Genomic DNA, 18,960 nt, shown 5'->3' with positions numbered 1-18,960 from the left:
AAGATTTCGATCTCATTTCCACACCATCTGACTGTCGGGCGACGCCTTGTCGTGATCGGTGTGCATTCGACTTTTTAAACTGGGAAAACCCATCGTTACTGTGGTGCCATCACCCAATGCGGAATCTATCCGGAGGCGCCCACCAAAAGATTGCATGATGCGATTGCAGAAGATCATGCCCATACCGTGCCCGCCGGCCCCGGCGTGAGTCGTGACCGGATCGAGCAATAAACGCGCTTTTATCTCCGGTGCAATCCCCGGCCCGTTGTCGCGAACACGGATCTCCGGTTCGGGGCCACCTGCCACTTCGAGGTGCAACGAAGGGGCGGTTGAACCGTCGAGCGCACGCAAGGCGTTGGACAACAACGAGGAGAGGACGAGCGCCACGCAATTGGGCATTGCGCGCACAACAAAATCCCCTTGCACGTCGACCTGTATCCAATCGCGCTGCAAACCCTTAAACGGATAGGTATCGAGCAAGGTAGCGATCAATCGTGTCGCCTTGACCTCGCGAAGTCCACTGCTCGATGCAGACTGCTGGCCGCCACTTTTGTGCACCGTCGCCCAGAACGACGAGATCAGCGTCAGGCAGTACTGCGCGTTGTTAAGCATGGACGTTGCGGCGTGGCCAATTTCCTTTTGGCGCTCCGGATCGTATTGCTCAGCAACGTCGGACTCGACGGAACGCGCAAAAAGCGAGATCGCTGCCAGTGGCGTATTGAGTTCGTGAGCGAGGAAAGCAAGCGTCTCATCCATCGCCAATAACTGTTGTTGACGCGCTTCCCGCTCGGTATAGCGTGCGGTCGCCAGTTTCAGGACCTCGCGCACCGATTCCGTCCGAAGCGGCTTCTCCAGGATACGGAATATGTCGCCGGTGTTGACCGTCTGCAACAGCATGTCCTTGTCGGCGTAGGCGGTCACCAGTATGCGCACGATTTGCGGATACTCCTGCGCCACCTGGCGCAGCAGATCATCGCCATCGCGCCCCGGCATACGGAAATCGGTCACCAGTACGGCAATCTCTGGCCCGTACTCGCTGAGCACGGCAATCGCCGCGTCTGCGCTATGCGCCACATGCACACAGTAGTCCTCACGGATTGCACGTGCGAAGTGGTTACGCGACATCTCGTCGTCATCGACGAAGAGAACGGAAAACGGCGGTTGCATCGTGTCACTCATCGTGTTCCCAGCAGGTCGCGGCAGGCCGAACGTGTTCCGTTACGGGACTGCGCATCAATCCACGGATTCCTTTTATGCTAACTGGATGGACTGTCAGGTCTTCTGCTATTGCTGTGACGGCGTCGCAGCCGCTCACAGGTGCGCCTCCGCTGAGCTACATGTCGACAGTAAGCGAGCTCATTGGTAAGCAAAGCACGAATTTATTCTACCATTCAAGGTTAGTAAAACGCCGACGGCAGAACAGGAGGATTACATCTATTCGCGCAGCAATTTTCCATATAATCAGGATGTTACTGACGAAGCTCAAAGTCTGCGAAACGAACTGAAAAATTCAATGTGGACGCTGCCGGGCAAGCACTTCATTTCGGCCGAACTGCGCCCGCTATGCAGCGACGTCAGTCTGCTTGCGAAAGCTGGAATACGTTCCCTTCCGGATCCTCTCCGTCACACATCAGTTGGGCAAAGCCGTCATAGCGCTTCAGGTTGCGCATCGGGACACCGGCATTCACCAGTTTCTCGCGCAACGCCGGCAACCCTGACTGCATCGAGAAAACGATCTTGGAATTCGAGGTGTTGGCCCCGGGTGGATGGTCACGATAGGGCTCACCGACACGGTGTAAGGCGATCTCGACCTCTCCCGCCTTGAGTACAACCCAGTCACCTTCAATGTCTTCCGTGACGGAAAGACCAAAATGGGTCTGATAGAACGACTTCAGCAATGCAACATCGCGGACATACAGGATCAATCTCGTCATGGAGACGGACATTGGATTCTCCGAAAGTGATTGCGGCCGGGCTGAGGCAACCGAACCCTTGCAAGCGGCTTAGAATTGTCGAGGATCTCGACACCGATGTCGAATCACCGCTCGCGCATGCCGGGTAATCGCGCCGATGCCTGTGGCACAAGCTGGGAACGACGCGCGTTCTCGGAACGTCTCATCTCCTCTGGAAATGCAAATGAACGACTCATCCGCTTTTCGCCCTGCACTTGAGCACGCACTGAACCACTCGTTGGCACATCTGGAACACCTGGAGCATAGCCCTGTTGCAGCCAGCGCGAGTCTGCAAACGTTGCGCGAGCGCCTGGTGAAGCCGCTCAACGGCGAGGGCATGTCCGCTGAGCAGGTGATTGATGAGCTGGTCGATGACACGGCCGGCGGCATCATGGGGAGTGCCGGCGGGCGATTTTTTGGTTGGGTCATCGGCGGATCGTTGCCCGCGGCGCTGGCAGCGGACTGGTTGACGAGCGCCTGGGATCAAAACGCAGCATCGTATGCATGCGGCCCCGCAGTGGCGGTCATTGAGGAAGCGTGCGGAGACTGGCTGAAAGATCTGCTTGGTTTGCCGGATCACGCCAGCTTCGCGTTGACGAGCGGTTGTCAGATGGCGCACGTTACCGCGCTGGCGGCAGCGCGAAACGCATTGCTCACGAGGCGAGGTTGGCAGGTTGAACGGGACGGCCTGTTCGGCGCACCGAAAATCCGCATCCTGAGCAGCGATCAATTTCACGGCAGCATCACGCGAGCAGCGCGCTTGCTGGGGATGGGAACAGGCGCGGTGACAGGACTGCCGGCCAATCAGGCGGGCCAACTGGACGCGGCAATGCTTGAACAGGCGCTGCAAAACGCCCCCGACACAGCCACGATTGTCTTGCTGCAGGCAGGCGACCTCAACATTGGTGCGTATGACTGCTTCGCCGACCTGATTCCGCTCGCGCATCGCTACAACGCGTGGGTTCATGTCGACGGTGCTTTCGGCCTGTGGGCCAACGTCAGCGCGCGTTATCAACATCTGCTGTCCGGCGTCGAGCATGCCGATTCGTGGGCAACCGACGGACACAAATGGCTGAACGTGCCGTATGACAGCGGTTTTGCCTTCGTCGCGCATCCTGAGGCGCATCGCAACGCGATGTCCTACGAGGCAAGCTACATCTCGCACAACGATCAGGTCCGCGAACAAAAGGACTGGAATCCGGACTGGTCAAGACGCGGGCGAGGGGTGGCGCCCTATGCCGCGCTGCGACAACTGGGCCGTCAAGGTGTCGTCGCTTTGATCGATGGCTGTTGCGATGCCGCGCATAGCCTCGTGATGGGCATCGCCGCGCTTCCCGGCGCCGAACTGGTGTGGGAGCCCCAAATCAATCAGGGCCTGGTTCGCTTTCTGGATCCGCGGCCGGAAGCCTCAGAGAGCGACCACGACCGATGGACTGACGCGGTGACCAGTGCCGTTCTGGTGAGCGGCGAGGCGCTATTCAGCAACACGACATGGCGAGGGAAGCGTTGTATGCGAGTGTCGGTATGCAACTGGCAAACCAATGCGCAGGATGTGGCGCGTGCAATCGCAGTGGTAGCACGGGTATTGCGAGAGCGGACTGCGTAACGGAACGTTGAAACGCCAACGACTCAGGACTTGCGTGTATTAGCCTGGACCGGGGCTGACAGATGGCCTGAGAAGCGAAGCACGGGTCACCGCAATGACGGACGTTTCCGATGGGAAATGCCCTTCGACGCGCTGGGCGAACCCACCGTCCACATTCGAGCGCGCGAGGGTTCCGCCAGGCCGTCCGCCCCGTCCCGCCGACACCGTGTGGCAGGTAGCGCCCCGTTCCGGCCCCGTCCTGGCGGCGCACGCACGACGAAGAGAGCATCCGCAAAGTCACCAACAGTCGCCATCAGGCTCAAATGTTATTATCGGAAACACGACCCGCCTCCCAAGGCGCGCATTCAAGCTGTTGGCCCCCATGGACATCCACCTCACCAAACCCGCCGATCCATCGACAACCGACCTCGGGCGCCGCGTCCGCGCCGCCCGTCAGGCGCAGGACTTGACGCTGGAAACCGCGAGCCGGCTCTGCGGCGTCTCCCGCTCGACCCTCTCCAAAGTCGAAAACGGCCTGATGTCCCCGACTTTCGACGTCCTGCAGAAGATCGTTCTCGGCCTGAAGATTGAAATCGGCGAGCTATTCGGCTCGACACCCAAAGTCAGCGCCAGCGGCCGCCGCGCGCTGACCCGCAAAAATGAAGGCCAGCGCCACGCCTATCGCGGTTATCAGATGGAGTTGCTCGCCACGGATCTGGCGCACAAAGCGATGTTGCCGTTCCGCATCCGCATCTCGGCGCACACGCTCGACGCGTTCGACGACTGGGGCCGTCACGAAGGCGAGGAATTCCTGTACGTGATCAGCGGCAGCGTGTGCCTGTATTCCGAGTTGTACGCACCGACGCATCTGAACGCCGGCGACAGCCTTTACTTCGACAGCCGCACCGGTCATGCCGCGGTCTCCACCAGCGAAGAAGACGCTGAAGTGCTGTGGATGGCGACCAGCGCCGACATCCCGCAGACATCGGCCACGGCAGAACCGACGAAAAAATAACGAAGGCGCCGGGACCGCGCCGCGCCACGTCTCAACGCCCAAGCGAGAACCAAAGCGACAGCACCTCAAGGACGCGCCGCCAACGCCCGCTGCGCCAGTTGGGCAATATGAATCGCGTGTTGCCCAGTGCCGTGTTCGATCTGCTCACGGCAACTGAAGCCATTGGTCAGCACAATCGTTTCCGCGTTCGCCGCTGCGGCGGCGCGCACAGCCGGAAACAGCGTGTCCTCGCCGATTTTCTCCGAAAGCGCGTGATGCGCTTCGTTAAAGCCGAACGACCCCGCCATCCCGCAGCATCCTGTATCGAGCAGTGTCCACTTCACCCCGAGCTTGTTCAGCAGCGCAGTATCGCCCTGCATACCGAACAGCGCCTTCTGGTGACAATGTCCATGCACGATCACATCCGCTGCAAGCGTCGGCCAATCAAACGGCTGACGCGCGACGAAATCGGAGAACAGAAAAGTTTGCGCCGACAGTTTTTTCGCCAAAACATGACCGGGAAGCTGCTTCAGCAACTCATCCTTGAACACCGATAGGCAGCCGGGCTCAAGACCGACCAAGGGCACACCCGCAGCGATATCGTCGCCGAGGTCATCGAGAATCGTGGTCAGCAAGGCGCGCGCACGGTCGAGCAAACCAAAGTCATACAGCGGACGTCCACAACACAAGCGGTTCTTCGGCAGCACGACGTGCCACCCCATTTGTGTCAGCACATCGGCAGCGGCCTGTGCGATCTCGGGCGTGAAGTGATCGTTGAAGGTATCGACCCACAGGATGACTTTCCTGACTTCGAGAGGCGCACGGGCGTCGCCCTCAACCTTAAGCGAGCGTCGAGCAATCTGCCGATACGTCTCTTCAGCAAACTTCGGCAACTCACGCGCCTGCGCGACCCCAGCAACCCACTTGCCCACCGCAGCCAACCCCGGCGCCGACGTCATAAAATTCGTCAACCGCGGAAACCTTGCCACCCACGGCGCCCACTCGCCGATCCGGCCCATGAACAACGCCTGACGCGGCCGACGATTCATCTCGTAGTAATGCGAAAGAAATTCAGCCTTGTATGAAGCCATATCCGTATGCGTCGGGCAATCGGATTTGCAACCCTTGCACGCGAGGCAGGTATCGAGCGCCTCTTTCACTTCGCGGCTTTGCCAGCCATCGGCAATCACGTCACCTTGCAGCATTTCCCAGAACAGATGCGCGCGGCCACGCGTCGAGTACTTCTCTTCACGCGTCGCGCGATAGCTCGGACACATCGTGCCGCCTTCGAGCGAGCGGCACTTGCCCATGCCGATGCATCGTTCAATCTCACGCTGAAAGCCGTCGCCTTCCTGGCTCGCAAAGGTGAGCTTTGTTTGCAGGGTCACCGGCTTGTAGGCCGGCCCCATGCGCAGGTTCTCGTCGGCGCGATATGCATGCACGACCTTGCCGGGATTCAGGCGATTGGCCGGATCCCAGATCGCCTTGAACTGCTCCATCGCCTGCATCAGTTCGGAGCCATACATGATCGGCAGAAACTCGGCCTTGGCCTGACCGTCACCGTGTTCACCCGAGAGCGAGCCACCGAATTCGACCACCAGCTCCGCCGCTTCGCGCAGAAACTTGCGCCACGTCGCGACACCTTCAACGCTGCGCAGATCGAAGGTAATGCGCGCGTGCACGCAGCCATCGCCGAAATGACCGTAGAGGCTCGTCTCGTAGCCGTAACGATCCACCAGCGCCTGAAACGCCCGCAGATAATCGCCGAGACGCATCGGATCAACCGCGGCATCTTCCCAGCCGACCACCGGATCCGGCGTGCCCGTCTCCACGGACAACGCCACCGCCGACGCTCCCGTCTCGCGAATCGACCACACCTTCGCCTGCAACGCGCGATCCTCGACGAGCATCGCCGACACGTTCGGCCCGGCTTCGCCCGACGAAAAATACGCCGCAGCGGTTTGCGCCTGGCGCACGGCATCGTCTTGCGTATCCGCGCCGAATTCAAGCACGACCCACGCATCGCCTGGCGGCAGCAACGCGATCTCGTCCTTTTTCAAACCGCGCGCCTGCAGGCCGCGGATGATCGCGCGGTCGAGTCCTTCGATCGCAATCGGCCCGCAGTGCATGAAATGCGGCACGGCATCCGCAGCGGTGTAGATATCCGCGAAGCCGACCACGACAATCACACGTTTCGCCGGACTCTTCACGAGCCGCACTTTCGCCTGCAGGGTCACCGCGCAGGTGCCCTCGGTGCCGACCAGCGCGCGTGCCACGTTAAAGCCGTTTTCCGGCAGCAGTTGATCGAGGTTGAAGCCCGACACGCGCCGCTTGATTTGTGGGAATTTCGCGCGGATCTGATCGGCGTAGGCGTCGCGTAGTCGCTTGAGCGCGGCATAGATTTCGCCCTGGCGGCCGCCTGCTGCGATGATGCGCTCGAGTTCGTCATCCGAAGTCGGCCCGACCCAGAAGCGCGCGCCGTCGAAGGTCGCGATTTCGAGCGCTTCGACGTTTTCGACCGTCTTGCCGGCCATCACCGAATGCGCGCCGCACGAGTTGTTGGCGATCATGCCGCCGAGCGTGCAACGGCTGTGCGTCGCGGGATCGGGGGCGAACGTGAGGCCGTGCTCTTCCGCGGCGTTGCGCAAGGTATCGCAGACGACTCCCGGTTCGACCAGCGCGACACCCGCTACTGGATCAATCGAGACGACGCGGTTCACATACTTGCTCGCGTCTGCCACCACCGCAACGTTCACGCATTGGCCGTTCTGCGAGGTGCCGCCGCCGCGCGGAAGAAAGGGCACGTCATTACGGCGGCAGGCAGCAAGCGTTTCCAGCAGATCGTCCACGTCCGCCGGCACCACCACGGCAAGCGGAACTTGCCGATAGTTCGACGCATCCGCGGCATACAGTGCTTTCGAACCCTGATCGAAGCGCACTTCGCCACGCACATGGCGGCGCAGGTCGGCTTCGAGCGCCTGCATGACGGCAGCAGTCCCTTGAAAGGGCCTGGCAACGCGTGGTTCTTTCAACGTGCCATAAGCCGCATCGCTCAACGAAGCGCTCACGCCCGCGCCCTGCTCTTCATCCAATGACGTTCCCACTGCGGCCCTCACATCTCATGTCCAACGCTTGCATTACGGCCCGAACGGCGCATCACGCAGCCTGGCTCGCGGTCATCTTGAAGATGCCCTGGGCGTTGCCCGCGTCGAAACGCAGGTCCGTTTCCCAGCGGCGCGCGTCCTGATCGAAGGTCCGCTTGCGCGTGATGAACTCGTAGAACGAACCCGGCACGTCGCGCGGCACGATGCTGCAGTCAGCCGCGCGGAATTCGCGCCGTACGATGTCCGCACGGTACGCGGTCTGAAACACGCGGCCCGAACGCGAACGCTCGACTTCCGGCTTCATCGGACGACCCTTCGCTTTTTCGTCGTCGGAGAGTTTGAACACGTCCGCGACGCGATCGGTGGCGTGATTGAAGGCGTTGCCCTCGGTCGCGATCCACGCCATTTCCGCCGACTCCTTCAACAATACTTCGTAATCGGCTTCGCGTGGCGTCTCGTGCTGACGCGCGAACGCGCCGACGATCACCGGCAGCAGTGCATGAACCGCCTCGAGCGGCAGCACGCCTTCGCGTTCGAGCTCCCACAACTGGCCGGCGGCTTGCGGCGTCAGCGGATCGCACGAGGCGCCAATCACCCTCGTCACCGCCTGCTGGAATTCCACCGAAAAGCGCTCGGGATGCAATTCGCTGACGAAGAACTGTGCGATCTCGTCGGGGGCGTCCTCGTGCGCCCAGGCGCGGCCGGTCATGCCGAGACGGTCGAGCGGATAGCGGCCGTTGATGCTGAAGCCGAGCGGACGCAGAATGCGCGCGAAAGCCGCTTCGCCCGGCGGCAACGCGCCGCTCTCCGCCCAGCGCACCGTGCGCAATGCGCCGTGGTCGAAGTAGACGCTGCCTCCAGCGGCGATCGTCTCCTCGGTGTACTGGCGGCCATTCGCCGAGCGCGCCAGCAGGTCCTCGAACAGCGCCATGTTCAGCGCCTGGGCCAGTTCGGCGCGCGTGACCGTGCCGTCTTCCCATTCGTTGAGGATCTGGGGATGGTTCAGCGTGGCGAACAGCCTCGCGGTTTTCTCGGCGCCGAGCAGTTTCAGCAGGAGTTGTTCGACATTCGCATTCTTGATGTTTCGCATATCGGTTCCGGGCGGGGTGCGGCGAGCACGCTTTCGTGAGTTTGAAGGTGGCCTGCCGGCTTGGCTTCAGGACGCAAGCGCGGCATCGTTGGATGCGAGATTATTCAAATCCACGGGTCATCCGTAAAGCGAGATAAAATCGCCACTTGATGCGTTTTTGGAATCAACGTGCGAAAGTTCAAGATCCCCAACATGGGCGCGCTGCTCGCTTTCGAAGCCGCCGCGCGGCACGAAAGCTTCACGCATGCGGCGCGCGAGCTCTTCCTCACCGAAAGTGCGGTGTCCCGGCAGATCAATACGCTGGAGAGCAATCTCGGCGTGCGGCTGTTCGTGCGCGTGAAGCAACGCGTGGTGTTGACCAAGGCGGGCAAGGTCTATAGCGCGCAGGTGCGGCGCTCGCTGGAACAACTGGACCGCGACACGCTGTCGATCATTGCGCATGGCAGCGGCGGCGGTTATCTGGAACTGGCCGTGTTGCCGACCTTCGCATCGCAATGGCTGATTCCGCGGCTGACGGCCTTCAACACGCAGTATCCGGATGTGCGGGTCAATATGGGCGTGCGCACCGGCACTTTCCCGTTCGCCGATACGCATTTCGAAGCAGCGATTCACTACGGCAAGCCGACATGGCCCGGCACGTCGGCAGATTTTCTGTTCAGCGAGGAAGTCGTGCCGGTGTGTGCAGCAAGTCTGCTGACACGGCCTGTTGAGATAGCGGCCGATCTGCTGGACTACCCCCTGCTGCATTCCACCACCCGGCCGGACGGCTGGGCCTCGTGGTTCGCCAGTCTCGGTGTCAACGATAACCGGACGATGCAGGGAGTCCGCTACGAACTCCACACGATGCTGATCAGCGCCGCCGCGGCCGGTCTCGGCATCGCGCTAGTGCCGCGATTTTTCGTCGACGCACAGCTCGAACAACTCGGACTCGTGTTGCCGCTCGACGCGCCCGCGATCGCCGACTCGGCTTACTACCTCGTCTATCCGACCGAGCTGAGTCACGGCAAGCCGCTCACGAGCTTTCGCGAGTGGCTGCTGCGGGAAGCGGCCGCGTACAGCGCGGTGAATCCTGAGCTGGCCAGCAATCCCGATACCGATTGATTCGGCGCTAAGCGGTGAGCAGCGAGCGGTGATCGCTAGGCGCCGGCCTGCTCGCGTGCCTGCGCCAATGCACTCAAATTGCCTTCACCAAAGCCGTGATGCCCTTGCCGCTGCACGATCTCAAAGAAGATCTCGCCGGCACCCCGGCGCACAAAGGTCTGAAAGAACAGCAACGGCACGCCGTCGGCACCAATCTCGCCATCCACCAGAACATGGGTGCGCTTGAGCCGCGCGACATCGAGCCCATGACCCGGCAGGCGTACATCGAGTTGCTCGTAATAGCGCGGCGGCGGCTCGACGAATTCCACGCCGTTCGCCAATAGTTGCTCGACGCACGCAAAGATGTCGTCAGTGGCCAGCGCGATGTGTTGCACGCCTTCGCCCGGATGATCCGGCAGGTACTCATGCATCAGGTTCGTGCGGCGCGTGCCTTCTTCATACAAAGGCACGCGGATCGCGCCGCAAGGCGACACCATCACGCGCGATTCCGCCGACACATGCCAGTTCGCATGCAACTCGTGAATCTCACGGAAGTTGAGCAGGTCGCGATAGAAGTCGAGCCACTCCTGCATCCGGCCCTCGCCGACCGTTTGCGTCAGATGATCGACCGCGACGAGGCCGGTGCCGGCGTGATTCAAATCGGCTTGCGCGGTATCGATCTCGACCGGCCGGAAGTCGATGTCGAAGATCGAGATGTCGCCGAGACCGCCGCGTTGGCCACCACGGCCGCGCCAACGGTCGACGAAATAGATGTGCGAATCGCCAATGCCCTGGATCGCCGGAATCAGCAGTTCGCCCGCGCCGAGGCGTTCGCCCTCGAATGCCCATGCGCCGAGTTCGATCGCGCGGTCGAAGGCGCGCTGCGCGTTGGCCACGCGAATACCGATCGCGCAGATGCCCGCGCCATATTCCTCGGCGTAGCGCTCGGCAAACGAATCCGGCTCGGCATTGATCAGGAAATGCATCTCGCCCTGACGATACAGCGTGACGTCCTTGCTGATATGGCGCGCGATCGCCTTGAAGCCGAGTTTCGTGAAGGTCTCACCGAGCGCCTTCGGCTCGCGTGAGGCGAACTCGACGAATTCGAGGCCGGCGGTGCCGAGCGGATTGTGCTCAGGCGCCGACACGGCGCGCAGCGCGACGTCTGGAGTGGGCAAGTCGCTGGGCATGGCAATCTCCTTGTACAGACGTTCGTACGCTGTTCTGAGTGTTCGTGATGTTTCTGCTGTTCAGTGCACGCTGTCAACCACCCGCAGTGTGACATCGCATGTGGGGTGTGCCGCAGCAATGCGGCCCGCGACGGCTTTTGCACCGTGTTTGTACACCGGGTAGCAGGGCGTTCGCAAGCTTCATTTTGTACCAGATGGTTCACGCGCGGCGAATCGGGTGGCAGCGTGCTTCTTCTGCGTCTGCCACGGCGCCTGCACCGCTGCGCGACATGCCTCAGATCCTGGGCGTGCTGCCGCGGCTGCGTTTCGAGGCGCGTTTGGCCGCAGGCTTGCCATTGGCAGCCGCCATGCGCTGCTGCGCGACCTCCCGCATGGCATCGATGAACGCCCGACCCACCGGCGACGGCTGCGTGTCCGAGCGCCGGATCAGCCCCACGGGCTCGCCGGTGCCCGCGAACGGCAAGGGTAAGCGCACCAGCATCCCGCGCGCCAGTTCATATTCCACCGCGCTCAGCGGCACGAACCACACCGCGTCGTTCTCAAGCGTCAACGCGCGACCCGTCGACACCGACAACACCTCGACAAACCCCGACAACGGCGGCACGCCCCACGCGCTCAGCAGGCTCTCCGCCGATTGCCGGATCAGCGTGCCGAACGGCGGCAGCACCACCAGAAAATCCTCCAGCGACGTGGCCGGCAAGCCGGCCCCCAGCGCCAACGGATGCCCGGCGCGGACCACGGCAATCAGCGGCTCGCTGAAAAGCTGCTCGAAACTGAGCCCGACCATCCTTTCCGGGTCTGCCAGACGCCCGATCGCAAACTCAATCGTGCCGGCCTTCAGGCGCTCGAGCAATTCGGGGTTCGCGCCGGTGGCAAGGCGTACGATCACGCGCGGCCAAAGGGCGGCGAACAGCTTCAGCACCGGTGGCACTAACGCCGGCGCGACGGTCGGCAGGATACCGATTTCCAGCGTGGCCGCGGCGGCGCCTTCCGCGCGCGCCAGCAAATCGACGCCCTGTCGCAACGCACTGACGCAGGCGCTCGCATGCGGCATGAACAACTGCCCCTCGCGGGTCGGCACGGCGCCGTGGCGGCCGCGCTCGAACAGTTTCACACCGAGTATCGCTTCCAGTTCGGCAACCGTCTTGGAAACCGCGGGTTGCGTAATAGACAGGCTTTCGGCAGCCCGTTGCACGCTGCCGAACTGCGCGACGGCCAGAAAGCACTGGAGATGACGGAATTTGACGCGGCTGTCCGCGAGGCTGCGTTGCATAACGAGAGGTTATACGAAAAGGGCGAAAACGTCATTTTGCATAACCTTCCAGGTTAGATAAAGTCGCTCCATACGCTGTATCCCACAATTCCTCGAAGGAGACACTGATGGACGAGTCCTTTCTCACCGCGCGCGACTTCGCGTCCCATCCTGCCTACATCTATCCCGGCTACGGTTCATCGGTCAAACGCGGCCCGACGCGGCCGCTGATTCCGTTGAAGGAAAAGCTGCGCGATCAGCGCGTGCCGGTCTACGGCACCGAAGACCTCGGCGCGCTCGACCACGATCTGACGCGCAATGCGGTGCGCAATGGCGAGCCGCTCGGCGAACGCATCATCGTGACGGGCCGTGTGCTCGACGAAGGCGGCCGTCCGGTGCGCAATACGCTGGTTGAGATCTGGCAAGCCAATGCAGCCGGCCGCTATGTGCACAAAAACGATCAGCACGACGCGCCGCTCGACCCGAACTTCCTCGGCGCAGGCCGCTGCCTGACCGACAACGAAGGCCGCTATCGCTTTCTGACGATCAAACCGGGCGCCTACCCCTGGGGCAATCACCCGAATGCGTGGCGTCCGAACCATATTCACTTCTCGCTGTTCGGCGACCATTTCGGCTCGCGCCTCGTCACGCAGATGTACTTCCCCGGCGACCCGCTGCTGGCGTTCGACCCGATTTTCCAGGGCACGCCTGAGCACGCACGCGACCGCCTGGTCGCAAACTTCTCGCTCGATACGACGCAGGAGGCCTATGCGCTCGGCTACGACTTCGACATCGTGCTGCGCGGCCGCAACGAAACCCCGATGGAGCGCTAAGCCATGACGACTCTCAAGCAAACGCCTTCGCAAACGGTTGGACCGTACTTCGCCTACGGTCTGTGCCCGCAGCAATATGATTTCGACTTCAAAAGCCTCTTTACGCCGGTTCTGGCCGACCGTGAAGCGGCCGGCGAGCACATCACGATCGTCGGTCAGGTCTTCGACGGCGACGGCAAGGTGATCGGCGACGCGATGCTGGAAATGTCGCAGGTGGACGCGCAAGGCCACTACCCGGCATCCCGCGAGGAAATCCTGAAGACGGGCTTCCATGGCTTCGCCCGCGTCGGCACGGGGACAGATCCGCTCCAGCGGTTTGTCGTTGAAACGGTGAAACCCGGCCGCGCAAGCCCGGACGAAGCGCCGCATCTGAATGTGATCGTGACAATGCGCGGCATGCTGCTGCACACCTTCACGCGCATTTATTTCGAAGACGAGGCCGGGGCCAATGAACGGGATGCCGTACTGGCAGCGGTTCCTGCGGACCGGCGTGGCACGCTGATCGCGCGTCGCGAGCCGAATACGGCCAATGTGTACCGGTTCGATATCTATATGCAGGGCGACAGGGAAACCGTGTTTTTCGACCTGTAACGCGGATTTTCTATACTTTCATATAGCTTTCACATACACTGGCAATGATCCGTCTAGCGACTGGATCGCGAAACTCCGAGTAGTTAAGCCCGCTCCGCGCGGGCTTTTTTTTGGTTTTTCGCCTGGGCGGTCATCCGTTTGGATACCGAATCAATTGGCGCAACTCGATCAGCTTGTTTTTCAGTGAGCACGTCGCGACCAGCCGATATGCAGCCATGCCATGCCGCGCCAAGCCGAACAACGCGATATAGCGCAGCCACGCCGGAAAACGATTATTGGAGGAAGCCGAGGCCGCGCTTAACAGCGGAAATGATCGATATTCTGTCCGGCGTAAATCGCGCGCGCGAGCCAATCAGGTTTATCACCATGACCGTCCCACGTATTACCGAAGGCATCGCGATACATCACGGCTGGGGTCGCGGCTTTGTCGGCTTCGATCGCATCGGCGAGCGCTTCCATCGTAATGCCGTATTCGTCCATGCGTCGGCGGATCCACACGATCAGGCGCTCACGCGCATTCCCGTCGAGGTCGAACAGCCGTTGTTCTTCTCGCTCTTTCATAACGTACCAGTTTCGCGGCTAATAATGCTCGCGTTGGAAAAACAAAGGCTTCGCTAAACAACGCGAAGCCTATGCATGAATCAGATGGGTTGAGTGCAAATCGAACTCACGATGCCGCTCCCGATGCGTGACAACTCGCATCTGGAAATCATGTCCAATAAATCCTGGATTTCGGGGAATTCGTCGGCAAACGGCTCGGGTCGCGCCCTTGATCGGCCTCGGTGCGCCGAGGCTGCTTCAGCGTATGGAAGGCAATTCTAGCATCCAATTTCCGCAGCTTGCAGCAACTGATTGTTGGCCTGCGACGATGGACTTTCTTCGTTGTTCCGTTTGGGTTCGGCACTGCTCTATTCACTTCTTACGGGTGCGATTCGCGTTGACCAGAAACAAAACCTCGCTCCCTCATGCTATGTTTCACCGACCCGCATCGCCCGCTCAGGAGACACAAAAATGCCCGCCTCGACCGCCATCGTCACAATTCTGGCCGCGCTGCTGCTCGGTGCAATGAGCCCAGGACCGAGCTTCGTCATCGTTGCCCGCAATTCAATCGGACTCTCGCGCGGCGATGGTCTCGCGACGGCGGCCGGCATGGGTATCGGCGGTGTGTTCTTCAGCGGCATCGCCTTGCTCGGTCTGTACACCTTGCTAGCCACAGTAGAGTGGCTATACGTCGGCTTGAAGGTGGCCGGTGGTCTTTATCTGATCTACCTTGCGTCGAAGATCTGGCGCGGTGCGGCCAAACCGCTCGCGTTCGATGCAACGCAAGCCGCCACCGCCAATGTGCGTAAATCCTTCTGGATCGGCTTGAGCACACAACTCAGCAATCCGAAAACAGCGGTGTACTACGGTAGTATCTTCGCGGCCCTGCTTCCGCAACATCCGCCGCTCTGGTGCTACTTTGCCTTGCCCCCCGCGATCTTCGCGATTGAAGCCGGCTGGTACACCGTGGTCGCGTTGTGCTTTTCAAGCAAACGGCCGCGCGAAATCTATCTACAGTGGAAGGCCTGGATCGATCGTGTCGCCGCAAGCGCCGTTGCCGCGCTTGGATTGCGCCTGATCCTGACGGCACATAAAGTGGGCATCTGAAATAGAAAGCCGACTTGAACGGGTTGTCGTGCCACGCGACACGGCAACCCGGCAACGAGGGCCACATCGTCACGCGCCCGGCATACGCAAACAGGGTACATAACAAAACAGTTACAAGATAAGTGTTGACGCTGATAGGCCCCGGCGGTTATTGTGGCATCCGAAGTTCAAGAAGTTCGATTGCTGTTCATCAATGTCTCGCTCCTCAGCGGTATTCGTTGTCCTCTCCCTCCTTGACGCTTCACGCGCTCCTCAACAGAGCAAATTTTTCTATTTTTACTCAAGGATTCTTCATGGATACCGGTACCGTTAAGTGGTTCAACGACAGCAAAGGCTTTGGCTTCATCACCCCGGACAAGGGCGGCGACGACCTGTTCGCGCACTTCTCGGAAATCAGCGGCGACGGCTTCAAGACGCTGGCTGAAAATCAGAAGGTGAGCTTCGAAACGAAGCAAGGCCCGAAGGGTCTGCAAGCGGCTAACATCAAGCCGATGTAAGTTTGAAGGGCTCGGTGTCCGGCAACGGACATCGGGCTGCAGCGACATCCTCGCGGAGCTTTGTCTCCCACAGTTGGCGCGATCGCTTTTAGCTGCATGTGTTGTTGAGCAGCAAGCCCTAAGCGCCAAACGCCTCGTTGCACCTCATTCTCCCCTCTGGCTTTAACGCCCTTTTTAGCTTTCCGACTGCGTTTGGATTCGGCTCGCAATGGCTTGAATCAGCTCGTCCGCGTGGCCCGTATAACGGCTCGCACGGCAGGCGCGCACTCGAACATTATTAAAAAATAAAATGCAAAACAAACTTATTCATCATTACAACGGCTATGCCGTCAAACCCTCGGCGCATCGCTTGCCCGACGGTAGCTTTTCATCCAACCTGCTGCTCGAACGCGCTGATAGCGCGCGTACCGAAGGGCGCTACCAGTTCTATTCGCTCGACTACTTCCCGAACGAAGAACAGGCACTGCAGCACTCGGCACGCTGGGCACGCCGCTGGGTCGACACGCGCGGCTAAGCGCGAGTCAAACCTGATGCGCGCGGAACCCCGCGCCTGCATCGTCAGCCCCCCATAGCGCGCCATCAGGCGCGCTAGACCATCGCGCGCGATCTATTCGGTTTCTTCCGCCTTGATCCGCGCGCGCAATTCGAACTTCTGGATTTTTCCCGTCGACGTCTTCGGCAATTCGCCGAAGCGCACCGCTTTGGGCAACTTGTATCCCGCAAGAAACAGCCGGCAGTGCGCGATGATCTCTTCAGCGCTCACCTGAGCACCCTCCTTGAGCTCGACGAAGGCGCACGGTACCTCGCCCCACTTCGGATCGGCCATCGCCACCACGGCGGCAACCGACACCGCAGGGTGACGGTACAGCGTGTCTTCGACCTCGATACTCGAAATGTTCTCCCCGCCCGAAATGATGATGTCCTTGCTGCGATCGCGGATACGGATATAGCCATCAGGCATGCGCACGCCAAGATCACCCGTATGGAACCAGCCGCCGCGGAAGGCCGCTTCCGTGGCGCGCTCGTTCTTCAGATACCCCTTCATGCAGATATTGCCGCGGAACATGATCTCGCCGAGCGTTTCGCCGTCGTCAGGCACGGGCGCGAGCGTGTCCGGGTCGAGCACCGTTACGGCTGCCTGCAGGTGGTAGCGCACACCTTGCCGCGCGTTCATTTCTGCGCGCGCGTTGTCGTCGAGCGTTTCCCACTCCTCCTGCTTCGCACAGACGGCGGCCGGGCCGTAAGTCTCGGTGAGTCCGTACACGTGTGTCAGATCGAAGCCGATCTCCTTCATCTTGGCGATTACTGCCGGCGCAGGCGCCGCGCCCGCCACCATTGTCGAGACGCGATGTGTGATGCCCTCGCGCCACTCGACGGGCGCATTCGCGAGGGCGCTTTGCACGATCGGCGCGCCGCAATAGTGCGTGACGCCTTCGCGGCGGATCAGGTCGAACACCGTCTTCGCGTCGAATTTGCGTAGACAGACATTGACGCCGGCACGTGCGGCGACGGTCCATGGGAAACACCAGCCGTTGCAGTGAAAGAGCGGCAGGGTCCATAGGTAGACCGCATGCTTGGGCATATCCCATTCGAGGATATTGCTGAGCGCGTTCAGATAAGCACCGCGATGGTGCGAAACCACGCCCTTCGGATCGCCGGTCGTGCCCGAAGTGTAGTTCAGCGCGATAGCGTCCCATTCGTCGGCGGGCAAGGTCCAGGCGAACTCGGGGTCGCCGGTTTGCAGGAACGCCTCGTAGTCAGTCGCGCGGATGAACTTGTCGGCGTCGGCGGGCATCGCGTCGGCCACGCTGATCACGCGCAACTCGGGGAATTCCAGCGCCGCGCGGTGCGCGAATTCGCTGTACTCCGTGTCGACGATCAGCGCCTTCGCTTCGCCATGGCGCAACATGAACAATAGCGACGACACGTCGAGCCGCGTATTCAGCGTATTGAGCACGGCCCCGGCCATCGGCACACCGAAATGCGCTTCTATCATCGGAGGAATATTCGGCAGCAAAGCGGCAACCGTATCGCCGGGTTCGATACCGGCCTGGCGCAATGCGCTGGCCAGACGCCGCGCACGCTCGTAGGTCTCGCGCCAGTTACGGCGAATCTCCCCATGGACGACCGCCAGCCGCTCACCGTAGACTTCCGCAGCCCGTACGATGAAATCGATGGGGGTCAGCGGGACATAATTGGCCTCGCGCCGCTGGAGGCCTTCTTCGAACATGTGCTTCATCGCGTTGTCTCCTGAGGCGCTAGCCGCGCCGTCGCTTTTTCTGATTGATGAGCTAGCCTAGCAACTGTCATGGTGAACTGTCTGTCATTCAAATGACAGAGTGACACACCCTGCCGCCCTCCCAACCGACTTCGCTTGCACGCTCTTCGCTGGTCGCTTATGGATGACACACCGTTTACCGCTTTCGCAGACACCCGCTCGCAGCGGCCTGAACGGGTCCCGCGCGCCGATCTGCCGCGGCTATTCGCGACCTGCGCCTGGTTCAGGGCGCTCGCCGCCGATCATCAGGCCATGGTCCTTGCCAGCGCGTACGCGGAGCATCTGGAAGGGGGCGCATGGATCGCACGCCGTCAGGAGCCGTCAGACTACTGGATCGGCGTTCATTCCGGCCTCATCAAACTCGCCATCTACAACGCCTCGGGCCGCAGTTGCACGCTCTCCGGCGTGCCGCCCGGCGGCTGGTTTGGCGAAGGCAGCGTGATCAAGCGCGAATTGCGCAAATACGACGTCGCCGCCATTCAGCCTTCGCTCGTGATGTTCGTGCCGTCGGAGACGTTCCACGCGCTGCTCGACTCGAGTCTGCCGTTCACCGGTTTCGTGATCCGGCAGTTGAACAATCGCATGGGCGAATTCATCGCGTCGATCCAGAATAGCCGGTTGCTGGACGTCGACGCGCGCGTCGCCCAGTCGCTCGCGCAACTGTTCAATGCGGACCTCTACCCTGATACCGGGCGCACACTGGCCATTTCGCAGGAAGAAGTCGGCCTGCTGGCAGGCGTGTCGCGGCAACGGATCAACCAGGCACTGCAAAACCTCGAAAAGCTGCAGATTTTGCGCCTCTCGTACAACCAGATCGACGTGCTGGACCTCGAACGCCTGTCCGCGTTTGGTCAGGAGCAGATCTAG

At 61.1% G+C, this 18,960-nt stretch carries 17 protein-coding genes; 9 read left to right on the top strand and 8 right to left on the bottom strand.

The window, feature by feature from the left end; all coding sequences use genetic code 11:
• Positions 1-12: 12 nt before the first annotated feature.
• Together PQQ96_RS12475 and PQQ96_RS12470 are read right to left on the bottom strand one after the other, a co-directional pair.
• The gene (locus PQQ96_RS12475) at positions 13-1,179 is read right to left on the bottom strand and encodes an ATP-binding protein (protein WP_408292009.1); all 1,167 of its coding nucleotides are present in this window, start codon (positions 1,177-1,179) and stop codon (positions 13-15) included.
• A 395-nt stretch (positions 1,180-1,574) separates the two neighbouring features.
• Complete coding sequence (locus PQQ96_RS12470; RefSeq protein WP_408292007.1) at positions 1,575-1,946, bottom strand: VOC family protein; 372 nt, start codon at positions 1,944-1,946, stop codon at positions 1,575-1,577.
• A gap of 190 nt (positions 1,947-2,136) precedes the next feature.
• Here PQQ96_RS12470 and PQQ96_RS12465 point away from each other — a divergent pair, with 190 nt between their 5' ends.
• Together PQQ96_RS12465 and PQQ96_RS12460 are read left to right on the top strand one after the other, a co-directional pair.
• Positions 2,137-3,558 (top strand): pyridoxal phosphate-dependent decarboxylase family protein, encoded by a 1,422-nt coding sequence (locus PQQ96_RS12465; RefSeq protein WP_408292005.1) that lies wholly within the window; start codon positions 2,137-2,139, stop codon positions 3,556-3,558.
• A 361-nt stretch (positions 3,559-3,919) separates the two neighbouring features.
• The gene (locus PQQ96_RS12460) at positions 3,920-4,552 is read left to right on the top strand and encodes a helix-turn-helix domain-containing protein (RefSeq protein WP_408292003.1); all 633 of its coding nucleotides are present in this window, start codon (positions 3,920-3,922) and stop codon (positions 4,550-4,552) included.
• Between the two features lie 65 nt (positions 4,553-4,617).
• Here PQQ96_RS12460 and PQQ96_RS12455 read toward each other — a convergent pair whose 3' ends face one another.
• Both PQQ96_RS12455 and PQQ96_RS12450 read right to left on the bottom strand, forming a co-directional pair.
• The gene (locus tag PQQ96_RS12455) at positions 4,618-7,635 is read right to left on the bottom strand and encodes an FAD-binding and (Fe-S)-binding domain-containing protein (RefSeq protein ID WP_408292001.1); all 3,018 of its coding nucleotides are present in this window, start codon (positions 7,633-7,635) and stop codon (positions 4,618-4,620) included.
• A 52-nt stretch (positions 7,636-7,687) separates the two neighbouring features.
• Positions 7,688-8,725: a DUF1338 domain-containing protein gene (locus tag PQQ96_RS12450; protein WP_408291999.1), complete on the bottom strand. Its 1,038-nt coding sequence runs from the start codon at positions 8,723-8,725 to the stop codon at positions 7,688-7,690.
• Positions 8,726-8,893: 168 nt separating this feature from the next.
• On the opposite strand from PQQ96_RS12450, the gene PQQ96_RS12445 reads away from it, so the two are divergent.
• Positions 8,894-9,826, top strand: coding sequence for a LysR substrate-binding domain-containing protein (locus PQQ96_RS12445; protein ID WP_408291997.1), 933 nt, complete (start codon positions 8,894-8,896; stop codon positions 9,824-9,826).
• Between the two features lie 35 nt (positions 9,827-9,861).
• Here PQQ96_RS12445 and PQQ96_RS12440 read toward each other — a convergent pair whose 3' ends face one another.
• Both PQQ96_RS12440 and pcaQ read right to left on the bottom strand, forming a co-directional pair.
• Positions 9,862-10,995 carry a 4-hydroxyphenylpyruvate dioxygenase family protein gene (locus PQQ96_RS12440; RefSeq protein ID WP_408291995.1) on the bottom strand — a complete coding sequence of 378 codons (1,134 nt, stop codon included), beginning with the start codon at positions 10,993-10,995 and terminating at the stop codon, positions 9,862-9,864.
• 274 nt (positions 10,996-11,269) lie between these two features.
• Positions 11,270-12,268, bottom strand: coding sequence for a pca operon transcription factor PcaQ (pcaQ, locus tag PQQ96_RS12435; RefSeq protein ID WP_408291993.1), 999 nt, complete (start codon positions 12,266-12,268; stop codon positions 11,270-11,272).
• A 107-nt stretch (positions 12,269-12,375) separates the two neighbouring features.
• Here pcaQ and pcaH point away from each other — a divergent pair, with 107 nt between their 5' ends.
• Both pcaH and pcaG read left to right on the top strand, forming a co-directional pair.
• On the top strand, positions 12,376-13,080 hold the full coding sequence (gene pcaH / locus PQQ96_RS12430) for a protocatechuate 3,4-dioxygenase subunit beta (RefSeq protein ID WP_408291991.1): 705 nt from the start codon (positions 12,376-12,378) through the stop codon (positions 13,078-13,080).
• 3 nt (positions 13,081-13,083) lie between these two features.
• On the top strand, positions 13,084-13,671 hold the full coding sequence (gene pcaG, locus PQQ96_RS12425; protein ID WP_408291989.1) for a protocatechuate 3,4-dioxygenase subunit alpha: 588 nt from the start codon (positions 13,084-13,086) through the stop codon (positions 13,669-13,671).
• A gap of 297 nt (positions 13,672-13,968) precedes the next feature.
• On the opposite strand, the gene PQQ96_RS12420 is transcribed toward pcaG, so the two are convergent.
• A complete protein-coding gene (locus PQQ96_RS12420) occupies positions 13,969-14,232 on the bottom strand; it encodes an H-NS family nucleoid-associated regulatory protein (RefSeq protein WP_408291987.1) in 264 nt (87 codons plus the stop codon).
• Between the two features lie 450 nt (positions 14,233-14,682).
• On the opposite strand from PQQ96_RS12420, the gene PQQ96_RS12415 reads away from it, so the two are divergent.
• The 3 genes from PQQ96_RS12415 (at position 14,683) to PQQ96_RS12405 (ending at position 16,329) form a co-directional block, all read left to right on the top strand.
• Positions 14,683-15,318 carry a LysE family translocator gene (locus PQQ96_RS12415; protein WP_408291986.1) on the top strand — a complete coding sequence of 212 codons (636 nt, stop codon included), beginning with the start codon at positions 14,683-14,685 and terminating at the stop codon, positions 15,316-15,318.
• A 293-nt stretch (positions 15,319-15,611) separates the two neighbouring features.
• Complete coding sequence (locus PQQ96_RS12410) at positions 15,612-15,815, top strand: cold-shock protein (protein ID WP_007178877.1); 204 nt, start codon at positions 15,612-15,614, stop codon at positions 15,813-15,815.
• 289 nt (positions 15,816-16,104) lie between these two features.
• Complete coding sequence (locus PQQ96_RS12405) at positions 16,105-16,329, top strand: hypothetical protein (RefSeq protein ID WP_408291984.1); 225 nt, start codon at positions 16,105-16,107, stop codon at positions 16,327-16,329.
• Between the two features lie 93 nt (positions 16,330-16,422).
• On the opposite strand, the gene PQQ96_RS12400 is transcribed toward PQQ96_RS12405, so the two are convergent.
• Positions 16,423-18,054 (bottom strand): acyl-CoA synthetase, encoded by a 1,632-nt coding sequence (locus PQQ96_RS12400; protein ID WP_408291982.1) that lies wholly within the window; start codon positions 18,052-18,054, stop codon positions 16,423-16,425.
• Between the two features lie 159 nt (positions 18,055-18,213).
• Here PQQ96_RS12400 and PQQ96_RS12395 point away from each other — a divergent pair, with 159 nt between their 5' ends.
• On the top strand, positions 18,214-18,960 hold the full coding sequence (locus tag PQQ96_RS12395; protein WP_408291980.1) for a Crp/Fnr family transcriptional regulator: 747 nt from the start codon (positions 18,214-18,216) through the stop codon (positions 18,958-18,960).

Origin of the sequence: Paraburkholderia sediminicola (assembly GCF_046027825.1) — a bacterium.
GTDB classification, from domain to species: domain Bacteria; phylum Pseudomonadota; class Gammaproteobacteria; order Burkholderiales; family Burkholderiaceae; genus Paraburkholderia; species Paraburkholderia sediminicola_D.
This window is presented reverse-complemented; position numbering and strand designations above follow the sequence as displayed.

Coding starts and splice junctions, on each gene's coding strand:
- PQQ96_RS12475 (WP_408292009.1), bottom strand. CDS start 1,179: ATGAGTGACACGATGCAACCGCCGTTTTCCGTTCTCTTCGTCGATGAC.
- PQQ96_RS12470 (WP_408292007.1), bottom strand. CDS start 1,946: ATGTCCGTCTCCATGACGAGATTGATCCTGTATGTCCGCGATGTTGCA.
- PQQ96_RS12465 (WP_408292005.1), top strand. CDS start 2,137: ATGAACGACTCATCCGCTTTTCGCCCTGCACTTGAGCACGCACTGAAC.
- PQQ96_RS12460 (WP_408292003.1), top strand. CDS start 3,920: ATGGACATCCACCTCACCAAACCCGCCGATCCATCGACAACCGACCTC.
- PQQ96_RS12450 (WP_408291999.1), bottom strand. CDS start 8,725: ATGCGAAACATCAAGAATGCGAATGTCGAACAACTCCTGCTGAAACTG.
- PQQ96_RS12440 (WP_408291995.1), bottom strand. CDS start 10,995: ATGCCCAGCGACTTGCCCACTCCAGACGTCGCGCTGCGCGCCGTGTCG.
- pcaQ (WP_408291993.1), bottom strand. CDS start 12,268: ATGCAACGCAGCCTCGCGGACAGCCGCGTCAAATTCCGTCATCTCCAG.
- pcaH (WP_408291991.1), top strand. CDS start 12,376: ATGGACGAGTCCTTTCTCACCGCGCGCGACTTCGCGTCCCATCCTGCC.
- pcaG (WP_408291989.1), top strand. CDS start 13,084: ATGACGACTCTCAAGCAAACGCCTTCGCAAACGGTTGGACCGTACTTC.
- PQQ96_RS12420 (WP_408291987.1), bottom strand. CDS start 14,232: ATGAAAGAGCGAGAAGAACAACGGCTGTTCGACCTCGACGGGAATGCG.
- PQQ96_RS12415 (WP_408291986.1), top strand. CDS start 14,683: ATGCCCGCCTCGACCGCCATCGTCACAATTCTGGCCGCGCTGCTGCTC.
- PQQ96_RS12410 (WP_007178877.1), top strand. CDS start 15,612: ATGGATACCGGTACCGTTAAGTGGTTCAACGACAGCAAAGGCTTTGGC.
- PQQ96_RS12405 (WP_408291984.1), top strand. CDS start 16,105: ATGCAAAACAAACTTATTCATCATTACAACGGCTATGCCGTCAAACCC.
- PQQ96_RS12400 (WP_408291982.1), bottom strand. CDS start 18,054: ATGAAGCACATGTTCGAAGAAGGCCTCCAGCGGCGCGAGGCCAATTAT.
- PQQ96_RS12395 (WP_408291980.1), top strand. CDS start 18,214: ATGGATGACACACCGTTTACCGCTTTCGCAGACACCCGCTCGCAGCGG.